Annotated in this window: 16 protein-coding genes; 13 read left to right on the forward strand and 3 right to left on the reverse strand. The window is 43.4% G+C overall.

Annotated elements, in window-relative coordinates; all coding sequences use genetic code 11:
• The first annotated feature begins 64 nt into the window (after positions 1–64).
• Genes B3182_RS12650 through tatC form a run of 5 tightly spaced genes read left to right on the forward strand, consistent with a single transcriptional unit; the run spans position 65 to position 2037 of the window.
• Entirely contained in the window at positions 65–385 is a 321-nt protein-coding gene (locus tag B3182_RS12650) for a phosphoribosyl-ATP diphosphatase (protein WP_292358620.1), read from the forward strand.
• Positions 382–720 (forward strand): histidine triad nucleotide-binding protein, encoded by a 339-nt coding sequence (locus tag B3182_RS12655; RefSeq protein ID WP_292358618.1) that lies wholly within the window; start codon positions 382–384, stop codon positions 718–720. The genes B3182_RS12650 and B3182_RS12655 overlap by 4 nt, the downstream gene beginning before the upstream one ends.
• A gap of 9 nt (positions 721–729) precedes the next feature.
• Positions 730–975, forward strand: coding sequence for a Sec-independent protein translocase subunit TatA (gene tatA / locus B3182_RS12660; protein WP_292358616.1), 246 nt, complete (start codon positions 730–732; stop codon positions 973–975).
• Positions 976–980: 5 nt separating this feature from the next.
• Positions 981–1304, forward strand: a complete 324-nt coding sequence (gene tatB / locus B3182_RS12665) for a Sec-independent protein translocase protein TatB (protein WP_292358614.1) — start codon at positions 981–983, stop codon at positions 1302–1304.
• Complete coding sequence (gene tatC, locus B3182_RS12670; RefSeq protein ID WP_292358612.1) at positions 1294–2037, forward strand: twin-arginine translocase subunit TatC; 744 nt, start codon at positions 1294–1296, stop codon at positions 2035–2037. Before tatB ends, tatC begins: the two co-directional genes overlap by 11 nt.
• Before the next feature lie 51 nt (positions 2038–2088).
• Here the strand turns inward: tatC and B3182_RS12675 are convergent, their stop codons facing one another.
• Together B3182_RS12675 and B3182_RS12680 are read right to left on the reverse strand one after the other, a co-directional pair.
• Positions 2089–2433, reverse strand: coding sequence for a pentapeptide repeat-containing protein (locus B3182_RS12675; protein WP_292358609.1), 345 nt, complete (start codon positions 2431–2433; stop codon positions 2089–2091).
• Between the two features lie 12 nt (positions 2434–2445).
• Positions 2446–2694, reverse strand: a complete 249-nt coding sequence (locus B3182_RS12680; protein WP_292358608.1) for a hypothetical protein — start codon at positions 2692–2694, stop codon at positions 2446–2448.
• 173 nt (positions 2695–2867) lie between these two features.
• Here B3182_RS12680 and B3182_RS12685 point away from each other — a divergent pair, with 173 nt between their 5' ends.
• Genes B3182_RS12685 through B3182_RS12695 form a run of 3 tightly spaced genes read left to right on the forward strand, consistent with a single transcriptional unit; the run spans position 2868 to position 8055 of the window.
• Entirely contained in the window at positions 2868–3815 is a 948-nt protein-coding gene (locus tag B3182_RS12685; RefSeq protein ID WP_292411539.1) for an ABC transporter substrate-binding protein, read from the forward strand.
• Entirely contained in the window at positions 3816–7793 is a 3978-nt protein-coding gene (locus B3182_RS12690; RefSeq protein WP_292358605.1) for a sensor domain-containing protein, read from the forward strand.
• Between the two features lie 25 nt (positions 7794–7818).
• Positions 7819–8055, forward strand: a complete 237-nt coding sequence (locus B3182_RS12695; RefSeq protein ID WP_292358603.1) for a TIGR02647 family protein — start codon at positions 7819–7821, stop codon at positions 8053–8055.
• On the opposite strand, the gene folA is transcribed toward B3182_RS12695, so the two are convergent.
• Positions 8052–8537 carry a type 3 dihydrofolate reductase gene (gene folA, locus B3182_RS12700; protein ID WP_292358602.1) on the reverse strand — a complete coding sequence of 162 codons (486 nt, stop codon included), beginning with the start codon at positions 8535–8537 and terminating at the stop codon, positions 8052–8054. The genes B3182_RS12695 and folA overlap by 4 nt on opposite strands.
• Before the next feature lie 98 nt (positions 8538–8635).
• On the opposite strand from folA, the gene B3182_RS12705 reads away from it, so the two are divergent.
• From B3182_RS12705 to B3182_RS12725, 5 genes are all read left to right on the forward strand, one after another.
• Complete coding sequence (locus B3182_RS12705) at positions 8636–10249, forward strand: Na/Pi cotransporter family protein (RefSeq protein WP_292411538.1); 1614 nt, start codon at positions 8636–8638, stop codon at positions 10247–10249.
• A 245-nt stretch (positions 10250–10494) separates the two neighbouring features.
• Positions 10495–12669: a primosomal protein N' gene (locus B3182_RS12710; protein ID WP_292358599.1), complete on the forward strand. Its 2175-nt coding sequence runs from the start codon at positions 10495–10497 to the stop codon at positions 12667–12669.
• 77 nt (positions 12670–12746) lie between these two features.
• Positions 12747–14510 (forward strand): arginine--tRNA ligase, encoded by a 1764-nt coding sequence (gene argS / locus B3182_RS12715; RefSeq protein WP_292358596.1) that lies wholly within the window; start codon positions 12747–12749, stop codon positions 14508–14510.
• 61 nt (positions 14511–14571) lie between these two features.
• Complete coding sequence (locus B3182_RS12720; protein WP_292412773.1) at positions 14572–15117, forward strand: SPOR domain-containing protein; 546 nt, start codon at positions 14572–14574, stop codon at positions 15115–15117.
• Positions 15118–15211: 94 nt separating this feature from the next.
• Positions 15212–16486, forward strand: a complete 1275-nt coding sequence (locus tag B3182_RS12725; RefSeq protein WP_292358592.1) for a formylmethanofuran dehydrogenase subunit B — start codon at positions 15212–15214, stop codon at positions 16484–16486.
• The last annotated feature ends 166 nt before the right edge of the window (positions 16487–16652 follow it).

Consider the following 16652-nt stretch of genomic DNA (forward strand, 5'->3'; position numbering starts at 1 on the left):
AACTGCAAAATGGTGAGTGGCAAACCACGGAGCCAGTGCTAAAAAACCCCGATGAGATATATAAATGAGTGATACCTTGCAAAAACTGATGTCGGTACTCAATGATCGTAAAAAAGCAGATGCCGATAGCTCATATGTTGCCAGCCTCTATGCCGCAGGCACGGATAAAATTCTGAAAAAACTGGGCGAAGAAGCCACCGAAACGGTTATCGCCGGAAAAGCTGGCGATAAAGATCAAATTATCTATGAAACAGCCGATCTTTGGTTTCATTCAATGGTATTACTGGCGCATAATAATATTGATGTTGATGACGTTCTACATGAGCTGGATCGTCGGTTTGGCTTATCAGGCCTCGAAGAAAAAGCCAGCAGGAGCAAAAAATGACTGATTGTATTTTCTGCAAAATTATTGCCGGTGAGATTCCATCCGCGAAAGTTTATGAAGATGAACTGATCTATGTGTTCAACGATATTAACCCCAAAGCTGCCGTGCACCTGTTAGTGATTCCAAAACAACATATTGCCAGGCTGGATCAGCTTGATGAGAGTCATCAGGAATTAATTGCACATATGTTTCTTAAACTTCCTGAACTAGCTCAGTCTCAAGGCCTAACGACGGGTTTTCGTACTATTATAAATACCGGACCCGGTGGTGGTCAGGAAGTCGATCATTTACATATTCATTTGTTAGGCGGCAAAAACCTGCCTGGCTTTCATTAGGAGTGCACCATGGGATTTGGCGGAATCAGTGTATGGCAATTATTGATCGTCTTGGTCATCGTCATTTTGCTTTTCGGCACTAAAAAACTGCGTTCTCTAGGCGGTGATCTGGGCAGTGCCATTCGCAGCTTTAAATCCTCAGTCCGTGATGGCGAAGAGGAACAAAAAAACGATTCCAGCAATCTTAAACATGACGATGACAGTGAAATCCAACAAAAACAGCAGCACGAAGAACACGACTCAACTAAACGTTAATCGCCGTGTTTGACGTAGGTTTTTGGGAGTTACTGTTAATTGCCGTAGTGGCTTTAATTGTTGTCGGGCCGGAAAAGCTCCCTAAAGTTGTTCGCGTCTGCGGTTTATGGATTGGCCGTGCCAATGCCTCACTTCAGGCGGTCAAAAACGACATTGCAAAAGAATTACGGGCCGAGGAAATCAAACAAGCGTTCAAAAAACCGGATGATTTACCCGATCTGAATGAAGTTATTGATATCGATGAACCGGTAAAACCCAAACAGAATCCTTCAGCTAAAACTGATAATGATTCTGATGAAGATAAAAAGCAGGCTGAAGATGGAAAATAGTGAACAACAACCACTGATTTCCCATCTGGTTGAACTTCGGGATAGATTATTGAGAGGCATTCTGGCGGTGTTAATCATTGCCGTGTGTTTGTTACCGTTCGCCAATGAGCTTTATCTGATTTTATCAGCCCCATTGCTGGAGCATTTACCCGAGACCAGCTCGATGATTGCCACCGAAGTGGCTTCACCATTCCTGACACCTTTCAAACTGACCCTGACGGCCGCCATTATGCTGGCGATGCCCGTCTTGTTATATCAACTGTGGGCGTTTATTGCTCCCGGCCTCTATAAACATGAAAGACGTATTGTCTTTCCTTTGATGTTCGCCAGTACAGTGTTGTTTGTTCTCGGCATACTATTCGCCTATTACGTTGTTTTCCCACTGGTGTTTGGTTTTTTGACGCAAGCGGCACCGGAGGGCGTGGCTGTAATGACCGACATCAGCAGCTATCTGGATTTTGTACTGAAACTGTTTTTTGCCTTCGGATTGGCGTTCGAAGTGCCCATCGCGACGTTACTATTGATTTGGAGCGGTGTTTCCACACGACAAAGTCTTATTGAAAAAAGACCTTATGTGATCGTTGGAGCATTTGTGATTGGTATGTTACTGACACCACCCGATGTGATTTCTCAGACGCTTCTGGCCGTGCCTGTCTGGTTATTATTTGAACTGGGCCTGCAGGTATCAAGATTACTTCCCAAGGCAAAAGATTCTACCGAAGAGCTATCCTAAGGCTTGCTGATCTTTTATTGCAGTCTCTGTACTTACTGATAGATGAAAAACCTAGTCTCTATAACGCATTCGGGTGCCATGTTGCAGTGAAAGGTTAATTTCATCAGCTGTTAGCGATGCTGGAAAGTAAACGCCGGAAATTTTCGCCCCATGAATACTGGCACCGCGCAGACTGATGCTTTGACTGAAATCAATCCCGCGTAAATCTGCCTGACGAAAATAACTGTTACTGAAATCCAGACCGCTGGCAATTAGTCCCTGAAGATTGAGATGACGAAAATCACAACTGGTTAAATCAACAGTTTCACCCTTGGCGATGCGATGATTAAATTCTTCAACTTTTCCATCACGTAACAGTTGGTAAAGCGGATCTTGTGTGATTTTTGGTTCAGCCATCGTTGTAGCGCCTTAAACAGTAATATCTATCGTTCCGCCTGGATTTTCCGGATCAAAGCCAACGGATTCATTTTGGGTCGCTTCATTTACCACCGCCGTTGTCTGTAAACTGGTTGGCGCCTGCTCCTGAGCAACCGTTGTCGATGCCGTTTCGCTATTCTGCTGAACAGGTGTCTGACGGCCTACCAGCTGATTTTCAGAGGATAGGGGATTGGTCAATGTGGGCTGACCACTAAAAGGGGCAATGCCTGGAATTTCCATTTTTCTGCTCCTGATTAAAACAACAATTACAGCTTACTCTTATAATTGCGATATTGTAAACGCATGTATCTGAAAAACCATGGGTTTTCTCTCAATTTTAAGCAATATTAGCAAATACTATTTTAGTGTGGTTTTTATGCTATCGTTGGGTTTACTCAACTAAGAGGGAGTGGATGATGCCCCCGGGTAAACGGATTTTGTATTTTCTGTTCATTTTATCCAGCCTGATTGCCTGTAATCCGCAGACAGAAAAACCGTTGCGAGTAGGGACTGTTCCGTGGGCAGGGTACGAATTACTCTATTTAGCGCGTGATCTGCACTATTACAATAACGCACAGATCCAACTAAAAGAGTTGGCTTCCAGCACAGAAGTTATGCATGCCTTCCGCCAGGGCCAGCTGGACATGGTAGCGACTACCCTTGATGGTGCACTTAGGATGGCTGAAACCCAATCCGATATCAAAATAATCCTGATCTTCAATATTTCCAACGGAGCCGACAAACTGATGGTTGAGCCCACCATCACTTCACTCAAAGCGCTAAAGGGTAAACGTGTTGGCGTTGAACAAAGTGGCGTCGGCGCGTATATGATGTCGCAGGTTCTACAGCTGGCAGGGCTAGATAGAAAGGACATTACCATCATTCCTACCACGGTGAATCAGCATTCTTCTTTGCTAACAAATCAACTCGTTGATGCGGTTATAAGCTTTGATCCTGTTGCGTATAAACTTCAGCAACAAGGTTATATTAATCTGTTTGATAGTCGACAACTGCCCGCGCCAATCGTTGATGTGCTGGTGACACGTGATAGCGCTTTAACATTACAGAAAAAAAGCATTCAACAACTACTGGAAGGCTATTGGCAAGCTCGGGACTACATGGCGAAAAATCCACAGGACGCTTTCATCAGAATTGCCCCACGTCTGGATATTTCAACTGAAGAACTTGAGCTTCTTTATCAGCAGCTGATTTTGCCGGAAAGAGAACATCAGCAAAATATTTTTAATCAACAGCTGAAAACCATTATTGAGTCTGTTGCAAAGATGATGATAGAAGTTGGATTGTTAGAGAAAAAACTTGATAGTCGGCAGCTTCTAATTGATGAAACAATGGATTTATAGATGAATCCAATTCAAACCTATCGACTGACATTATGGCTACCACTGGCCATCACCCTGTTGTTTGTTTTTATTTTGTTGTTTTATTCAGTCAATGAATACCGGCATCGGCTGTTAGATATAAAAGAAGTCTCCAAGATTCAACTCCAGGAAACAGCATTACAACTGGGGCATAGTCTTGAATATGCCCTTGCCAATAATGATTCACAGCATGCACGAAGTAGTGTTGCCAGATTTTCATTACGGACTGATGCACAACTGGCAGTATTGATTGATGCTAATAATGTCATTGAATCATCTTCGTATTTTATCTGGCAAGACCAACCGGCCGAGAAGGTTCTCGATGATGAAATGTTGCAGTATGTAAAACTGGCCCGCTCACAAAAGAGATACTTTGAAACAAGTAATGAAAAAGGGGATTCGCTAACCTTTTTTTTACCTTTGCTTGAAGCGGATCAACAAAAGGTTTTAGTACTGCAGAATTCCATTAAGAACAAACTCGAAACAGCCAAAACAGAGATCCTCAATGCCATTGCTCCTTTGCTTTTGCTGATAACGATAGCCAATATCCTGATGATTTTTCTGATTCGTAAATTGGTTATAAGGCCATTAAACGCGCTGCAATACCTGACTGAACAGATCCAGAATCAACAATTTGAGTTAATCAATCCACTTAAAGGTGACACTAAGCAAGCACAAGTGGGCCAGACATTAGTCGATGCTGCCAGACAACTGCAATCTCATATCAGCATTCTGACTGAAAATGAGCAGCGTTTACGCATCACACTGGAATCTATCGGTGATGCCGTTATCGTTACCGATGCCTCAGGCAATATCACCCGTATGAATCGCGTTGCCAGCGAATTAACTGCCTGGCCGGAAGAGGATGCCATTGGACTTCCGTTACTCAATGTTTTTGACATATATCAAGCCGAGACTGGAGAGAAGCTAACCAATCCGGTAGATCTGGTCATACAAAATGGTGAAGTGGTTGAATTATCCAATCACACTGTACTGAAGGCCAGAAATGGCGTGAGCTATCACATATCTGATAGTGCAGCACCAATTCGGCTGGATCATAATCGCGGAACCGAAATTCTTGGCGTGATTCTGGTCTTTACCAATGTGACTAACCAATATCGCTTACGTCAAGAGTTACGCCAGTCAGTCGATTTTCTGAAAAACCTGCTCACCATTAGCCCTTGTGTCACTTATATTCTGGACGTAAAGCAAGATACCACGACTGAATTTCGTCTGAGCTATGTGAGAGAATCCGTTATTCATTACTCTGGGCATCCTGCCGAATACTGGTTAAGCCAGCCAGAAGTCTGGCAACAATCTGTTCATCCCGCTGATATTAATAAGGTTAAACAGACGTTGTTGACTGTATTGCAGTCAGATAAACCGGTGAGCAATCAATTTCGTTTTCGTCACCGTGATGGTCATTACATTACCGTTGAAGATCACCTGTCAGTAGTAAAAGACCAACACACAGAAAAACTGCAAATTGTCGGCGTTGTACTGGATATTAGTGAACAAAAGCATACTGCCGAGCAGAATGCATTGTTTGGCGAAATCCTCGAAAAATCACTTAATGAAATATATGTGTTTGATGCCGAAAGCTTCCAGTTTATTCATGTAAATCATGGTGCTCTCATCAATCTGGGCTATAGCCTTGAAGAGATACATAAGCTGACTCCCCTGGATATCAAAACAGACTATAACCTCACAACGTTAAAAGCATTAATTTCACCATTACGCAGTGGTGAAACGCCAAGGTTAATTTTTGAAACCAATCACCGGCGTAAGGATGGCAGTCAGTATGCCGTTCATGTTGATTTGCAAACAGCGTTCTATGGCGAGAGAGAGGTATTTATCGCCATTATTGAGGATATATCTGAACAAAAACAGGTGGAAAAGATCCTTTCTCAGGAACGTTCCTTGTTGCGAAGTATTATCGACTCATCACCCGATTTGATTTTCTGTAAGGATGATCAAGGCAGATATATCCGCTGTAATAAGGCCGTAATGGAGTTTTTGGCTACCACAGAATCAGACATTATTGGAAAAACCGACTTTGAGTTTTATCCGGAAAGAGAAGCACGCAATTATCGGCACAGCGATCAACTGACGCTGCAACATAACACCAGCCAGTTTTATGAAGAAACCGTATATGGAGCAAAGGGACAAAAAGGATTATTTGAAACCCTGAAAACCCCTCTCAAAAATGAAGCTGGCAAAACTATAGGGGTTCTGGGCATCAGTCGCGACATCAGTCGGCAATATGAAGCGGATAAGGAGTTACGCCTGGCCAGTCTGGTATTCGAGAATAGTAATGAAGGCATTATTATCACCAATGAAAACAACCTGATTATTACCGTTAATCCTGCCTTCACAACCATGACCGGCTATTCTCTCGATGATGTGGCCGGGAAAAACCCTTCGATTCTTAGTTCTGGGGAGCATGATCAGTATTTTTATGAACAAATGTGGACGCAACTTGAGCAGCAGGGATTTTGGTCGGGTGAGGTACAAAATCGCCGGAAAAATGGTAAAACCTATCCACAATGGTTATCGATCAGCCGTGTTGAAAACGCCCAGCAGCAACTGCAAAACTATGTCGCCATCATGTCTGATATCAGTAAATATCGTGAAGCCGAACAAAAAATTAACTTTCTGGCACATCACGATGTTCTGACCAGTCTGCCGAACCGGGCATTACTTAAGGATCGTGTGGGGCAAGCACTGATTTCTGCTGAACGGCATCGGCAAAAACTGGCTTTACTCTATCTGGACCTGGATCGCTTTAAATTTATCAATGACAGTCTTGGGCACGCCATAGGGGATCAATTACTGATTAAGGTCGCGGAAAGGTTGAACCGGCAAATGCGTGAGGAAGACACGGTATGTCGCACCGGTGGTGACGAGTTTATAATTTTATTACCGGATACCGACGCTGATGGAGCTGGCCATGTGGCTCAGAAACTGGTTGAAAATATCACCACACCTTTTGAAATTGATGGGAATCAGTTATTTGTCACCGTTTCAATCGGTATCAGTATTTACCCTGATAACGGTAGGGATGCGGAGAGTCTAAATAAACATGCTGATACGGCAATGTATCGTGCAAAACAGGCCGGTCGAAATCAATATCAGTTTTTTACTGCAGAAATGCACTCACAAATTGTTTATAAACTGGAACTTGAACATGCCTTGCGTTTTGCTCTGGCTCGCAATGAGCTTTCTCTGGTCTATCAACCACTGGTTGATATCAAACTGAATAAAATCACCGGTGCCGAGGCATTGATACGCTGGAACCACCCGGAACTCGGGATAATCTCTCCACTGGAATTCATACCCATTGCAGAAGAAACCGGGATGATTAATCCGATAGGTCAGTGGATATTGCACACCGCAATAGGTCAATGTAAACAATGGGTAGATGCCGGACATACAGATTTATTAATTGCTATCAATCTCTCTGCGGTGCAATTCAATAATCCCTTGCTGGTCACTATGATTAACACCATTCTCCACGAACATCAGTTACCAGCAGATAATCTGGAGCTGGAAATCACAGAATCGGTCGCCATGATCAATATAGATCTGACAATAAAGCAATTAAAATCATTGGCAGATGCAGGTATCAGGTTATCTCTGGATGATTTTGGTACTGGCTATTCGTCGTTAAATTATCTGAAAAAATTCCCCATCAATAAACTAAAGATTGATCAAAGCTTTGTGTTTGACATGCTCACCGATGAAGATGATGAAGCCATCGTCGATGCTGTTATTACGCTGGCACGCTCACTCGGTTTGAAAACTCTGGCAGAAGGGGTGGAAACACCTGAACATCTTCGGGCATTGAATAATAAAGGCTGTGATTTTATGCAGGGTTATTTGTTTAGCAAACCTGTTCCAGCAGAACCATTTTTAAATTTATTAAATCATCCACCCTTCGGTAATTTAGGCGTAGACTGAATACAAACAGGTAATGGAGCCGGATATGCAACAGCAAAAAATTGATCAGATCGAAGTGTTATTACAATTTGATCCCAGTAATAATTTGCAAGGAATCAAAATTCACCATTCAACCGCTCGTGATGGTCTGGTGGAAGCAGCACAGAAATTATTTGATAACGGACTGATCAGCCAACCTGATGGCGGTTATCTGACCGATCTCGGCCATGAAGCATCTGAACATTTACATACCGCTTTACAGCTAATGTCACCACCGAATTAAACTCGCTGATAAACCTCGAAGCTATAGGCATAGTCATTTTTCTCATCAGCCGGGTGGGATTCCTGGCTGAGTAATTGCCATTGACTTTCATCCCATGCGGGAAACCAGGTATCCCCTTCAAGCTCTGCATGCACCCGAGTCAGGTAGAGTATATCGGCGTCATCAAACATTTGCTTAAACAGCGATGAACCGCCAATGACCATCAACTCTTCAGCATCCGCTGCGGCATTTAAACCATCCTCGATGGAGTGAACAACATCACAGCCCGGCGCCTGATATTCCGGCAGAGAACTCACCACAATGTTTTGCCGTCCAGGAAGAGGCCGGCCAATAGATTCATGAGTATGACGCCCCATTAAAATGGGTTTACCCATGGTGATACGGCGAAAGTATTGCAAATCAGCAGAGAGTCGCCAGGGGAGATCATTATCCTTCCCAATTAATCCATTTTCATCCATTGCTACTACAAACGCCGTTTTCATCGGTCACCTCATTCAATAACTTTGGCATAGCATAGCATCGCTGTTTTTTTATCCGGTATTATCAATTCAATTAATAAAATCAATAAGTCGGGTAATAGATGATGAATATGCTGGGATCGCTGATAGGTGGCTTGGGTTTATTTATGCTGGGGATGTGGTTGATGTCTGACGGCCTTAAACAAATTGCCGGGGACAGACTCAACCAAATCCTTAAAAACTGGACCAACAGCCGTCTGCGCGGCTTAAGTGCGGGTTTTCTGCTGACCGCGTTCATTCAACATTCCGGTGCCGTTACTCTGGCCACTATTGGGTTTGCCAATGCCGGTATTCTCAGCCTCCGAAGAGCGATGTGGATTGTTTTTGGCAGCAATGTCGGTACGACGGTCACAGGATGGTTGGTTGTGCTGATAGGTTTCAACCTGAATATTGAACATTTTGCCTTACCGCTGATTGGAATCGGCATGGCGATGCGCTTATTAAACAGTAATCGAGCCTATGCGAATATTGGATTGGCACTTACCGGTTTTGGCCTGTTGTTTCTGGGAATTGCGGCTTTAAAAACGACCTTCTCAGGCGCGGATAGTTTATTTGATTTGCACTTCTCCAGTGGATTGCTAGCGGTTGATATTTTGTTGTTTGCATTGGCTGGTTTGATTCTGACCACTTTACTGCAATCTTCCAGCCTTACTTTAACTCTTGCATTGACTTCGCTCGCTGGGGGAATTATCGACTTATTACCTGCCGCTGCAATTGTGATTGGCAGTAATCTAGGGTCAACTACGACAGCTATATTCGCCGTTATCGGCAGTCAGCCGGTCGCTAAACGTATTGTCGCCAGTCATGTTCTTTTTAATCTGCTAACAGCAATCGTCAGTCTTTTTTTGCTGGTGCCGTTAATCTGGATTATCCATTGGTTTCAGCAATTAGTGGTTGATGATGTGCAATTTACTACCACATTAGTTTTATTCCACACAGTATTTAATTTATTAGGTGTAGCACTTATCTGGAAGCTGGCCGATCCCCTAGAAAACTGGTTAAAAACAAAATTTTTAGCAACAGATGAAAATATTGCAGAAACAAAATATCTTGATAACACCACATTAAAGATTCCCAATCTGGCAATCACCTCTATTCGACTTGAATTAATCCGATTGAATAAACATGTTTTAAAGATGGTGACTCACTGTATCCATAAAAACCGTTCAATCAGCTGGTTAAAACAGCAACATGCCTTCACCGAGCAAAATATTTTAAAAATTGGCAAATTCATTCACAAACTCTATCAACAACACATTAATGAACAGATTACTGAAAAAACGGCTGATTTATTACGCGTTTCGCAGTACTGTGATGCAATTTCTGCCTTAACCGTTGCTATCGCTGAAAATCGTGCTTTATCAAGTCATCCGATTGAGGCCCAACTGCAGCAACAGCTCACCAATTTTAATGTGGATTGTTTACTGCTAATTGATGTTTCTGCATTAGATAAGCCCAATCCATCCTTAACAAACCAGCTCGACAGCTTGGAAAAAACCTATCTTTCCTTAAAGTCATTGTTATTGCGTCGAGGTGCAGAGGGAAGACTTTCAATCGCGCGCATGGAAAAAGAATTACAAGCCATATCTCAACTGCGAAGAATTTGTCAGCAGGCTGTAAAAGCCAGCCTTTTTTTTAATAACAGTCAACTCGATCATGTTATTGATAAACAGTAAAAACAGGCTTAACAACTACGGTATGCTTTGCTTATAAAACAAGGCATAAGCTGTGGATAAAATCACCTGTGGATAAGTCGTTAAGTTATCCACAAGAGATCGATCCCGCAACGATAAACTTATACACAGTTGGTTTATTATTTAACGTAATGAATAAAAAGGCTTTTCAGGATTAATACAGCTATCCACAGGACTAAAGCATTAACATCATTAAAAGATCTCTTTTATTTAATTAGTATTGTTTAATGAGTTGCATTGTCGAAATTGCCTTAGCTTGTCCCTTACGTCAGACGTTTGATTATCTGAGCGATGAACCGGTTGAACACTGGCAACCTGGTATGCGTGCTGTAATTCCATTTGGCAGCAGACAGTTGATAGGAATCGTGATTGCCATCAAACCTATCAGCGAGATTTCTACCGGTAAACTCAAAAAAATCGAACAGCAAATTGATAAACAAAGTTTCTTACCAGCAGAAATCATGCAGCTGGTACAGTGGGTAAGTCGTTATTATCATCATCCTATTGGCGAATGCTTTCAGGCAGCATTACCCAAGAAACTCCGTCTGGGTGATAGCGATGAAATGCAAACCGAAACCTATTGGGCCTTGCAACAGATACCGGCTAATAAACCGGGTAAAAAACAGCAGCAGATCCTGGATTTACTGGAGGACTATCCGGAAGGACTCAGTGAAAAAGCATTACGGGTTCAATTAGGCAATGTAAAAAGCAGTTTGTCTGCTTTGGCACAACAAAACGTAATTACTGCCAGACAACACGTTGCATTACCGGTCCCCTGTCTTGAGTTACAACAAACTGTTTCATTAAATAACGAGCAAAAACAATCTGTTGAAAAGGTTATTGCAGAAAAAGAGCAATTTTCATCTTTTTTATTGCAAGGTATCACCGGGAGTGGCAAAACAGAGGTTTATATTGAAATATGTCGTGAATTTGTCGAAAAACAGCAACAGGTTTTAGTGTTAATTCCAGAGATTGGATTAACCACACAGTTTGTTGAACGTTTCCGTCATTCCCTTGCAGCCAATATCGTTGTTATAAACTCATCGGTCTCAGATGCTGATCGTAAACAGGCTTGGTTATTGGCCAGATCGGGTAAGGCCGACATTATTATTGGTACCCGCTCTGCAGTTTTTACTCCCATGCTCAATCCGGGACTGATAATCATCGATGAAGAACATGACAGTTCCTATAAACAACAGGATGGACTGCGTTATCACGCCAGAAATGTGGCATTGATGCGAGCTAAGTCACTGAATATTCCCATTGTTCTGGGCAGTGCAACGCCTTCTCTGGAAACCCTTTACCAAGTAAAATTAAAACGTTATCAGTTACTTAAGTTAACAAAACGTGCGGGTGGAGCGACACTACCCAACATTAAACTTATTGCTGCCAATAAAACAGCAGATAACAATGGTTTAAGTTCAGTGTTAATTAATTCTATTGAAAAACATCTGCAGCAAAATCATCAGGTTTTATTATTTATAAATCGTCGTGGATTCGCACCAGTTTTGATGTGTCATGAATGTAATTGGCAGGCGAATTGCCGAAGTTGTGATGCCAAAATGGTGGTTCATCAACATCAAAACCGTTTGTTTTGTCATCATTGTGGTTTGATCCAGACACTACCGAAAAAATGTCCTGAATGTGGTAATTCCGAACTTAAAAGTTATGGCGTCGGAACAGAGAAAATTGAGCAGGCTCTGACAGCAATTTTTAACGATGTACCCGTTTTACGGATTGATCGGGATAGTACCCAACGGGTCAATGCCTTTGCCAATATGGTCAAACAGATTAATCAGGGTCAGGCGGCTATTCTGGTGGGTACGCAGATGCTGGCTAAAGGGCATGATTTTCATGATGTGACGTTGGTCGGTGTTGTGGATGCGGATCAGGCCTTATTCAGTGCTGATTTTCGAGCAACGGAAGGGCTGGCACAGTTAATTACTCAGGTAACTGGTCGGGCTGGGCGTGGCAAAAAGTCGGGGGAAGTCTTGATACAAAGCGAACAACCGGAGCACCCTTTCTGGAAAAAATTACTGCAGGATGGTTATGAAGCTATCGCTGAAAATTTATTAGCAGAGCGAATTCAAATGGAGCTGCCCCCTCATGGTTTCTGGGCAGTCTGGCGCGCCGAGGCAAAAGAAGCCGATTTAGCTATGCAATTATTACAACAGGTTGCCGAATTATTGCAGCAAACCGCATCAGCGGTCATGATTTTAGGACCGGTTCCAGCTTTAATGGAAAAACGTGCCGGTCGATATCGGGCACAATTGCTGATGCGATCCGCAGATCGTGCATCGTTACACCAATTAATCGACCAACATATCAGAGCTGTCAGCAAGCTTAAACTGGCGCGAAAAGGTCGTTGGTCGATTGACATCGATCCTACTGAATTAATCTAATCGGCTGGATGATGTCATCCGCTAGTCTGATCGGTTAAAATGCGCCATCACAATTCTGTTATCCGGACTTCATTACCTTGAAAGACCAATTAAAAGAACTTATTGAAAGTGCTTTAGCTTCGTTGATTGCCCAACAAAGCCTTCCTGCAGATGTTTCATCGGCTGATGTTCAGCTGGAGCGAACCAAAGATCGCAGTCATGGTGATTTCGCCAGTAACATTGCGATGGTATTAGCCAAACCCGCCAAAATGAATCCTCGGCAGATAGCGACATTGATTGTTGATGCGCTTCCACAGCATGAAATGATCGAGAAAGTAGAAATTGCCGGTCCAGGGTTTATTAATTTCAGCTTATCCGCTAGCTCAAGGCAACAGGTAGTGGCAGATGTCTTGAAAAAAGCCGGCCAATTTGGTCTGAGCAATTACGGCAATGGTCAGAAAGTTCAGGTGGAGTTTGTTTCGGCCAATCCAACCGGACCACTGCATGTAGGCCATGGCCGTGGCGCGGCATATGGTTCAGTAGTCAGCAGCTTGTTAAAAGCAGTAGGGTTTGATGTCCACCGTGAATATTACGTAAATGATGCTGGCCGTCAGATGGATATTCTAGCCACCAGTGTCTGGCTGAGATACCTGGAAAAATGTGGCGAACAGTTTACTTTTCCAAGTAACGGTTATCGTGGGGAATACGTCTTAGACATTGCTGAAACCTTAAAACAACAGCATGGAAATGCATTGTTGCATTCAGCATCTCAGGCTTTTAATGGTGTTCCAGCGGATGAACCCCAAGGTGGTGATAAAGAACTTCATATTGACGGGCTGACACAACAGGCCAAAAATCTTCTCGGTGCAGATGTGTATCGTCAGCTTTTTGATTTGGGCCTCAATGCCATTCTGGATGATATTCGTAATGATTTGGCTGGGTTTGGTGCCGAATACGATGAATGGTTTTCTGAGCGTTCATTGGTGGAATCCGGTGTGGTTGATGAAGCTGTGGAACAATTGAAAGCCGCGAATATGCTGTATCAGCAGGATGGTGCTTGGTGGTTTAAATCCACTGATTTTGGCGATAAAAAAGACCGGGTGGTGGTTCGTGACAATGGTCAGGCAACCTATTTTGCTTCTGATGTCGCTTATCACCTCAATAAATTTAATCGTGGCTTTGATCAGATTATTGATATCTGGGGAGCCGATCATCACGGTTACATTACGCGGGTTAAAGCCTCTATGGAGGCGCTGAATCAGGATGTCAGCAAGCTGAAAGTTTTACTGGTGCAGTTTGCTGTGTTGTACCGTGGTAAAGAAAAAGTCGGTATGTCGACTCGTAGCGGAGAGTTTGTCACATTACGCGAACTACGGGATGAGGTTGGTAAAGATGCTGCCCGTTTCTTTTATGTGATGCGCGGTGCTGACCAGCATATGGATTTTGATCTTGAACTGGCAAAATCACAAAGTAATGATAATCCGGTATATTACGTTCAATATGCACACGCACGTGTCTGCAGTGTTTTCCGCCAACTGGCAGAAAGACAGCTGAACTGGGATGAGCAGACAGGAATAGACAACCTGTCTTTATTGACCGAAGATCATGAACAGGCTTTGTTTACCATGTTGTCACGTTATCCGGAAGTGGTGGAACTGGCAGCCATAACACATACTCCCCATTTATTGGCGCATTTCCTAATGGATTTGGCACGTGATTTTCACACCTACTACAACGCTCACCAGTTTATGACAGATGATATTGATTTAAGTCAGGCACGGCTGACGCTGATCACCGCTGTCAGACAGGTTATTGCCAATGGTCTTGGGTTAATGGGCGTTTCAGCGCCACAATCAATGTAAGAGGTTTTTTGTGGCAACCAGAAGAAATACGCGTAAACAGTCTTCAAAACAAGGTGGAAGCATGCCTTGGGGACCAATGTTAATCAGTTTTGCCGTGGGTGCTTTTGTGATGTTTTTATTGCACCTGAAAGAAAATGTTCCAGCGGATAAACAACAGGCAAAAACCACTCAGCAACAGCAAAAAAAATCGAGTGTGGAACCCACTTTTGATTTTTATACGTTACTACCCGAAACCGAGGTGGTGGTAGAAAAGCCCAAAACTATTGCTAATCAACCCCAGAAACCAATCGTTTCCTCGCCACCCGAAGAAATTTCGGCACCGCCAGAGCAAACACAGCAGGCCGCAACTGAAGCACCGGCAGATGACGTTAGCTTCATGATTCAGGTGGGGTCGTTCAAAAAACTTGAAGATGCTGATGGTTTCCGCGCCAGATTAGCCTTTTTAGGTATTGAATCAAAAGTACAAACCGTCACAATTGATAATACCGATACATGGCATCGGGTGCAGGTTGGGCCGGTGGTAGGGCGAAGTAAGGCTGATGCATTACAGAAACAGCTACGTGATAATGATATTGATTCACTCCTGCTAAGGGCAAAGCATGGATAACGCAATGCACATTTTCTGCTGAGTGTCCGGCTGGACTTGAAGCAGGTCATAATGGCCCCAGTGTATTTAATTGAAAACTATCGAGGACAGCGATATGACAGAAAACAGTACGGCCACCGTTTGGCATGAAGTTGCCAGTCCATTTTGTGGAATAGCGTCCGATGATCTGACGATAGAGGTCAACGGCAATACTGTTAAAGTGCTGGAAAATGGCGATGCTGTCACCCGGCCCGGTTTTGAAACACCTATCACCGATACTCAGCCCCGAATTAACGGCAAAGAGGTCACACTGGATCAAGCTGTTTCGCATATTGCTGATTTACTGATTAACAGCAAACAACCATTAATTGCCGGTCTGGGAACAGACTTGAATGGTGCGCGTGCAGCAATGGCGCTTGCCGATAAAAGTGGCGCTACCATCGACAGTTATTATTCTCCAGCCGCATTTCGCAATATTTTGGTATTACAGGACACGGGCTATATGACCACCACACTGACAGAAGTCAGAAACCGGGTGGATTTACTAGTGCTTATTGGTACCGATATTGAATCTACTTTTCCACGTTTTTATGAACGTATGGTGTGGAACAAGGAAAGTATGTTTGGTCAGGATATTGAGTCTCGTGAAGTTATTTATTTAGGCAAACCCCCAAGTGGTGATGCATCCACTTCACCAAATGGTAAAAAGGCTCAGGTTATTGCCTGTGATAATGCAGATTTACCGGAAGTCGTATCTGTTTTACGTGCTTTAGTGAAGGGTAAACAGATTCAAACTGAAACCGTCGCGGGTATTGCAGTGAGCGATTTATTAGCGCTGGCAGACAAGTTAAACGCCGCTAAATATTCTGTAGTGACCTGGTCAGCCGGGCAGTTAGACATTGATCACGCAGAAGCGACCATTCAAAACGTATGTGAAATGATCAAAGAGATCAACGCGACAACCCGCAGTAACGGTCTGCCGATAGGTGGAAAAGAAGGTGATACGACGGTAAACGCGGTGGCTTCCTGGCAAAGTGGATATCCAATGCGTACAACGTTTAATCGTCGTTTCCCGGATTATGATCCGTTTTTGAATGACAGTAAACGTATTCTGGCGAATGATGAAAGTGATCTTTTAATCTGGGTATCCAGTTTCAATACAGCGGTGACACCACCTCAATCATCAGCAAATACCATTGTGCTTGGACGCAGTGGTATGCAGTTTGAAACAGAACCGGAAGTTTATATTCCGGTGGGTGTTCCGGGTATTGATCATGAAGGGCGAACCTTCCGCAGTGACAGTGTGGTTTCAGTGCCGCTCAGAAAATTACGCGACAGCGGCTTACCCAGCGTGTTTGAAGTTCTCAGTGCGGTCGAAAAGGCCCTGTAAACGGAGAGAAAGATGCTTTTAAAATTAACCGGCGGACGTATTATTGACCCGGCACACGATGTAAATGACGTAGTGCGGGATATTTATATCCGAGATGGACGTATTGTCGAAAAGCCGACCGATGGTCGGGTCGATGAAGAAATAGATGTAAGTGGCAAAGTCATTG

The sequence above is a fragment of the Methylophaga sp. UBA4204 genome (genome assembly GCF_002379485.1).
Classification (GTDB): Bacteria; Pseudomonadota; Gammaproteobacteria; order Nitrosococcales; family Methylophagaceae; genus Methylophaga.

Coding starts and splice junctions, on each gene's coding strand:
- B3182_RS12695 (WP_292358603.1), top strand. CDS start 7,819: ATGCAACAGCAAAAAATTGATCAGATCGAAGTGTTATTACAATTTGAT.
- tatA (WP_292358616.1), top strand. CDS start 730: ATGGGATTTGGCGGAATCAGTGTATGGCAATTATTGATCGTCTTGGTC.
- B3182_RS12710 (WP_292358599.1), top strand. CDS start 10,495: ATGAGTTGCATTGTCGAAATTGCCTTAGCTTGTCCCTTACGTCAGACG.
- B3182_RS12680 (WP_292358608.1), bottom strand. CDS start 2,694: ATGGAAATTCCAGGCATTGCCCCTTTTAGTGGTCAGCCCACATTGACC.
- B3182_RS12655 (WP_292358618.1), top strand. CDS start 382: ATGACTGATTGTATTTTCTGCAAAATTATTGCCGGTGAGATTCCATCC.
- B3182_RS12705 (WP_292411538.1), top strand. CDS start 8,636: ATGATGAATATGCTGGGATCGCTGATAGGTGGCTTGGGTTTATTTATG.
- B3182_RS12725 (WP_292358592.1), top strand. CDS start 15,212: ATGACAGAAAACAGTACGGCCACCGTTTGGCATGAAGTTGCCAGTCCA.
- B3182_RS12650 (WP_292358620.1), top strand. CDS start 65: ATGAGTGATACCTTGCAAAAACTGATGTCGGTACTCAATGATCGTAAA.
- B3182_RS12690 (WP_292358605.1), top strand. CDS start 3,816: ATGAATCCAATTCAAACCTATCGACTGACATTATGGCTACCACTGGCC.
- B3182_RS12675 (WP_292358609.1), bottom strand. CDS start 2,433: ATGGCTGAACCAAAAATCACACAAGATCCGCTTTACCAACTGTTACGT.
- folA (WP_292358602.1), bottom strand. CDS start 8,537: ATGAAAACGGCGTTTGTAGTAGCAATGGATGAAAATGGATTAATTGGG.
- B3182_RS12685 (WP_292411539.1), top strand. CDS start 2,868: ATGATGCCCCCGGGTAAACGGATTTTGTATTTTCTGTTCATTTTATCC.
- B3182_RS12720 (WP_292412773.1), top strand. CDS start 14,572: ATGCCTTGGGGACCAATGTTAATCAGTTTTGCCGTGGGTGCTTTTGTG.
- tatC (WP_292358612.1), top strand. CDS start 1,294: ATGGAAAATAGTGAACAACAACCACTGATTTCCCATCTGGTTGAACTT.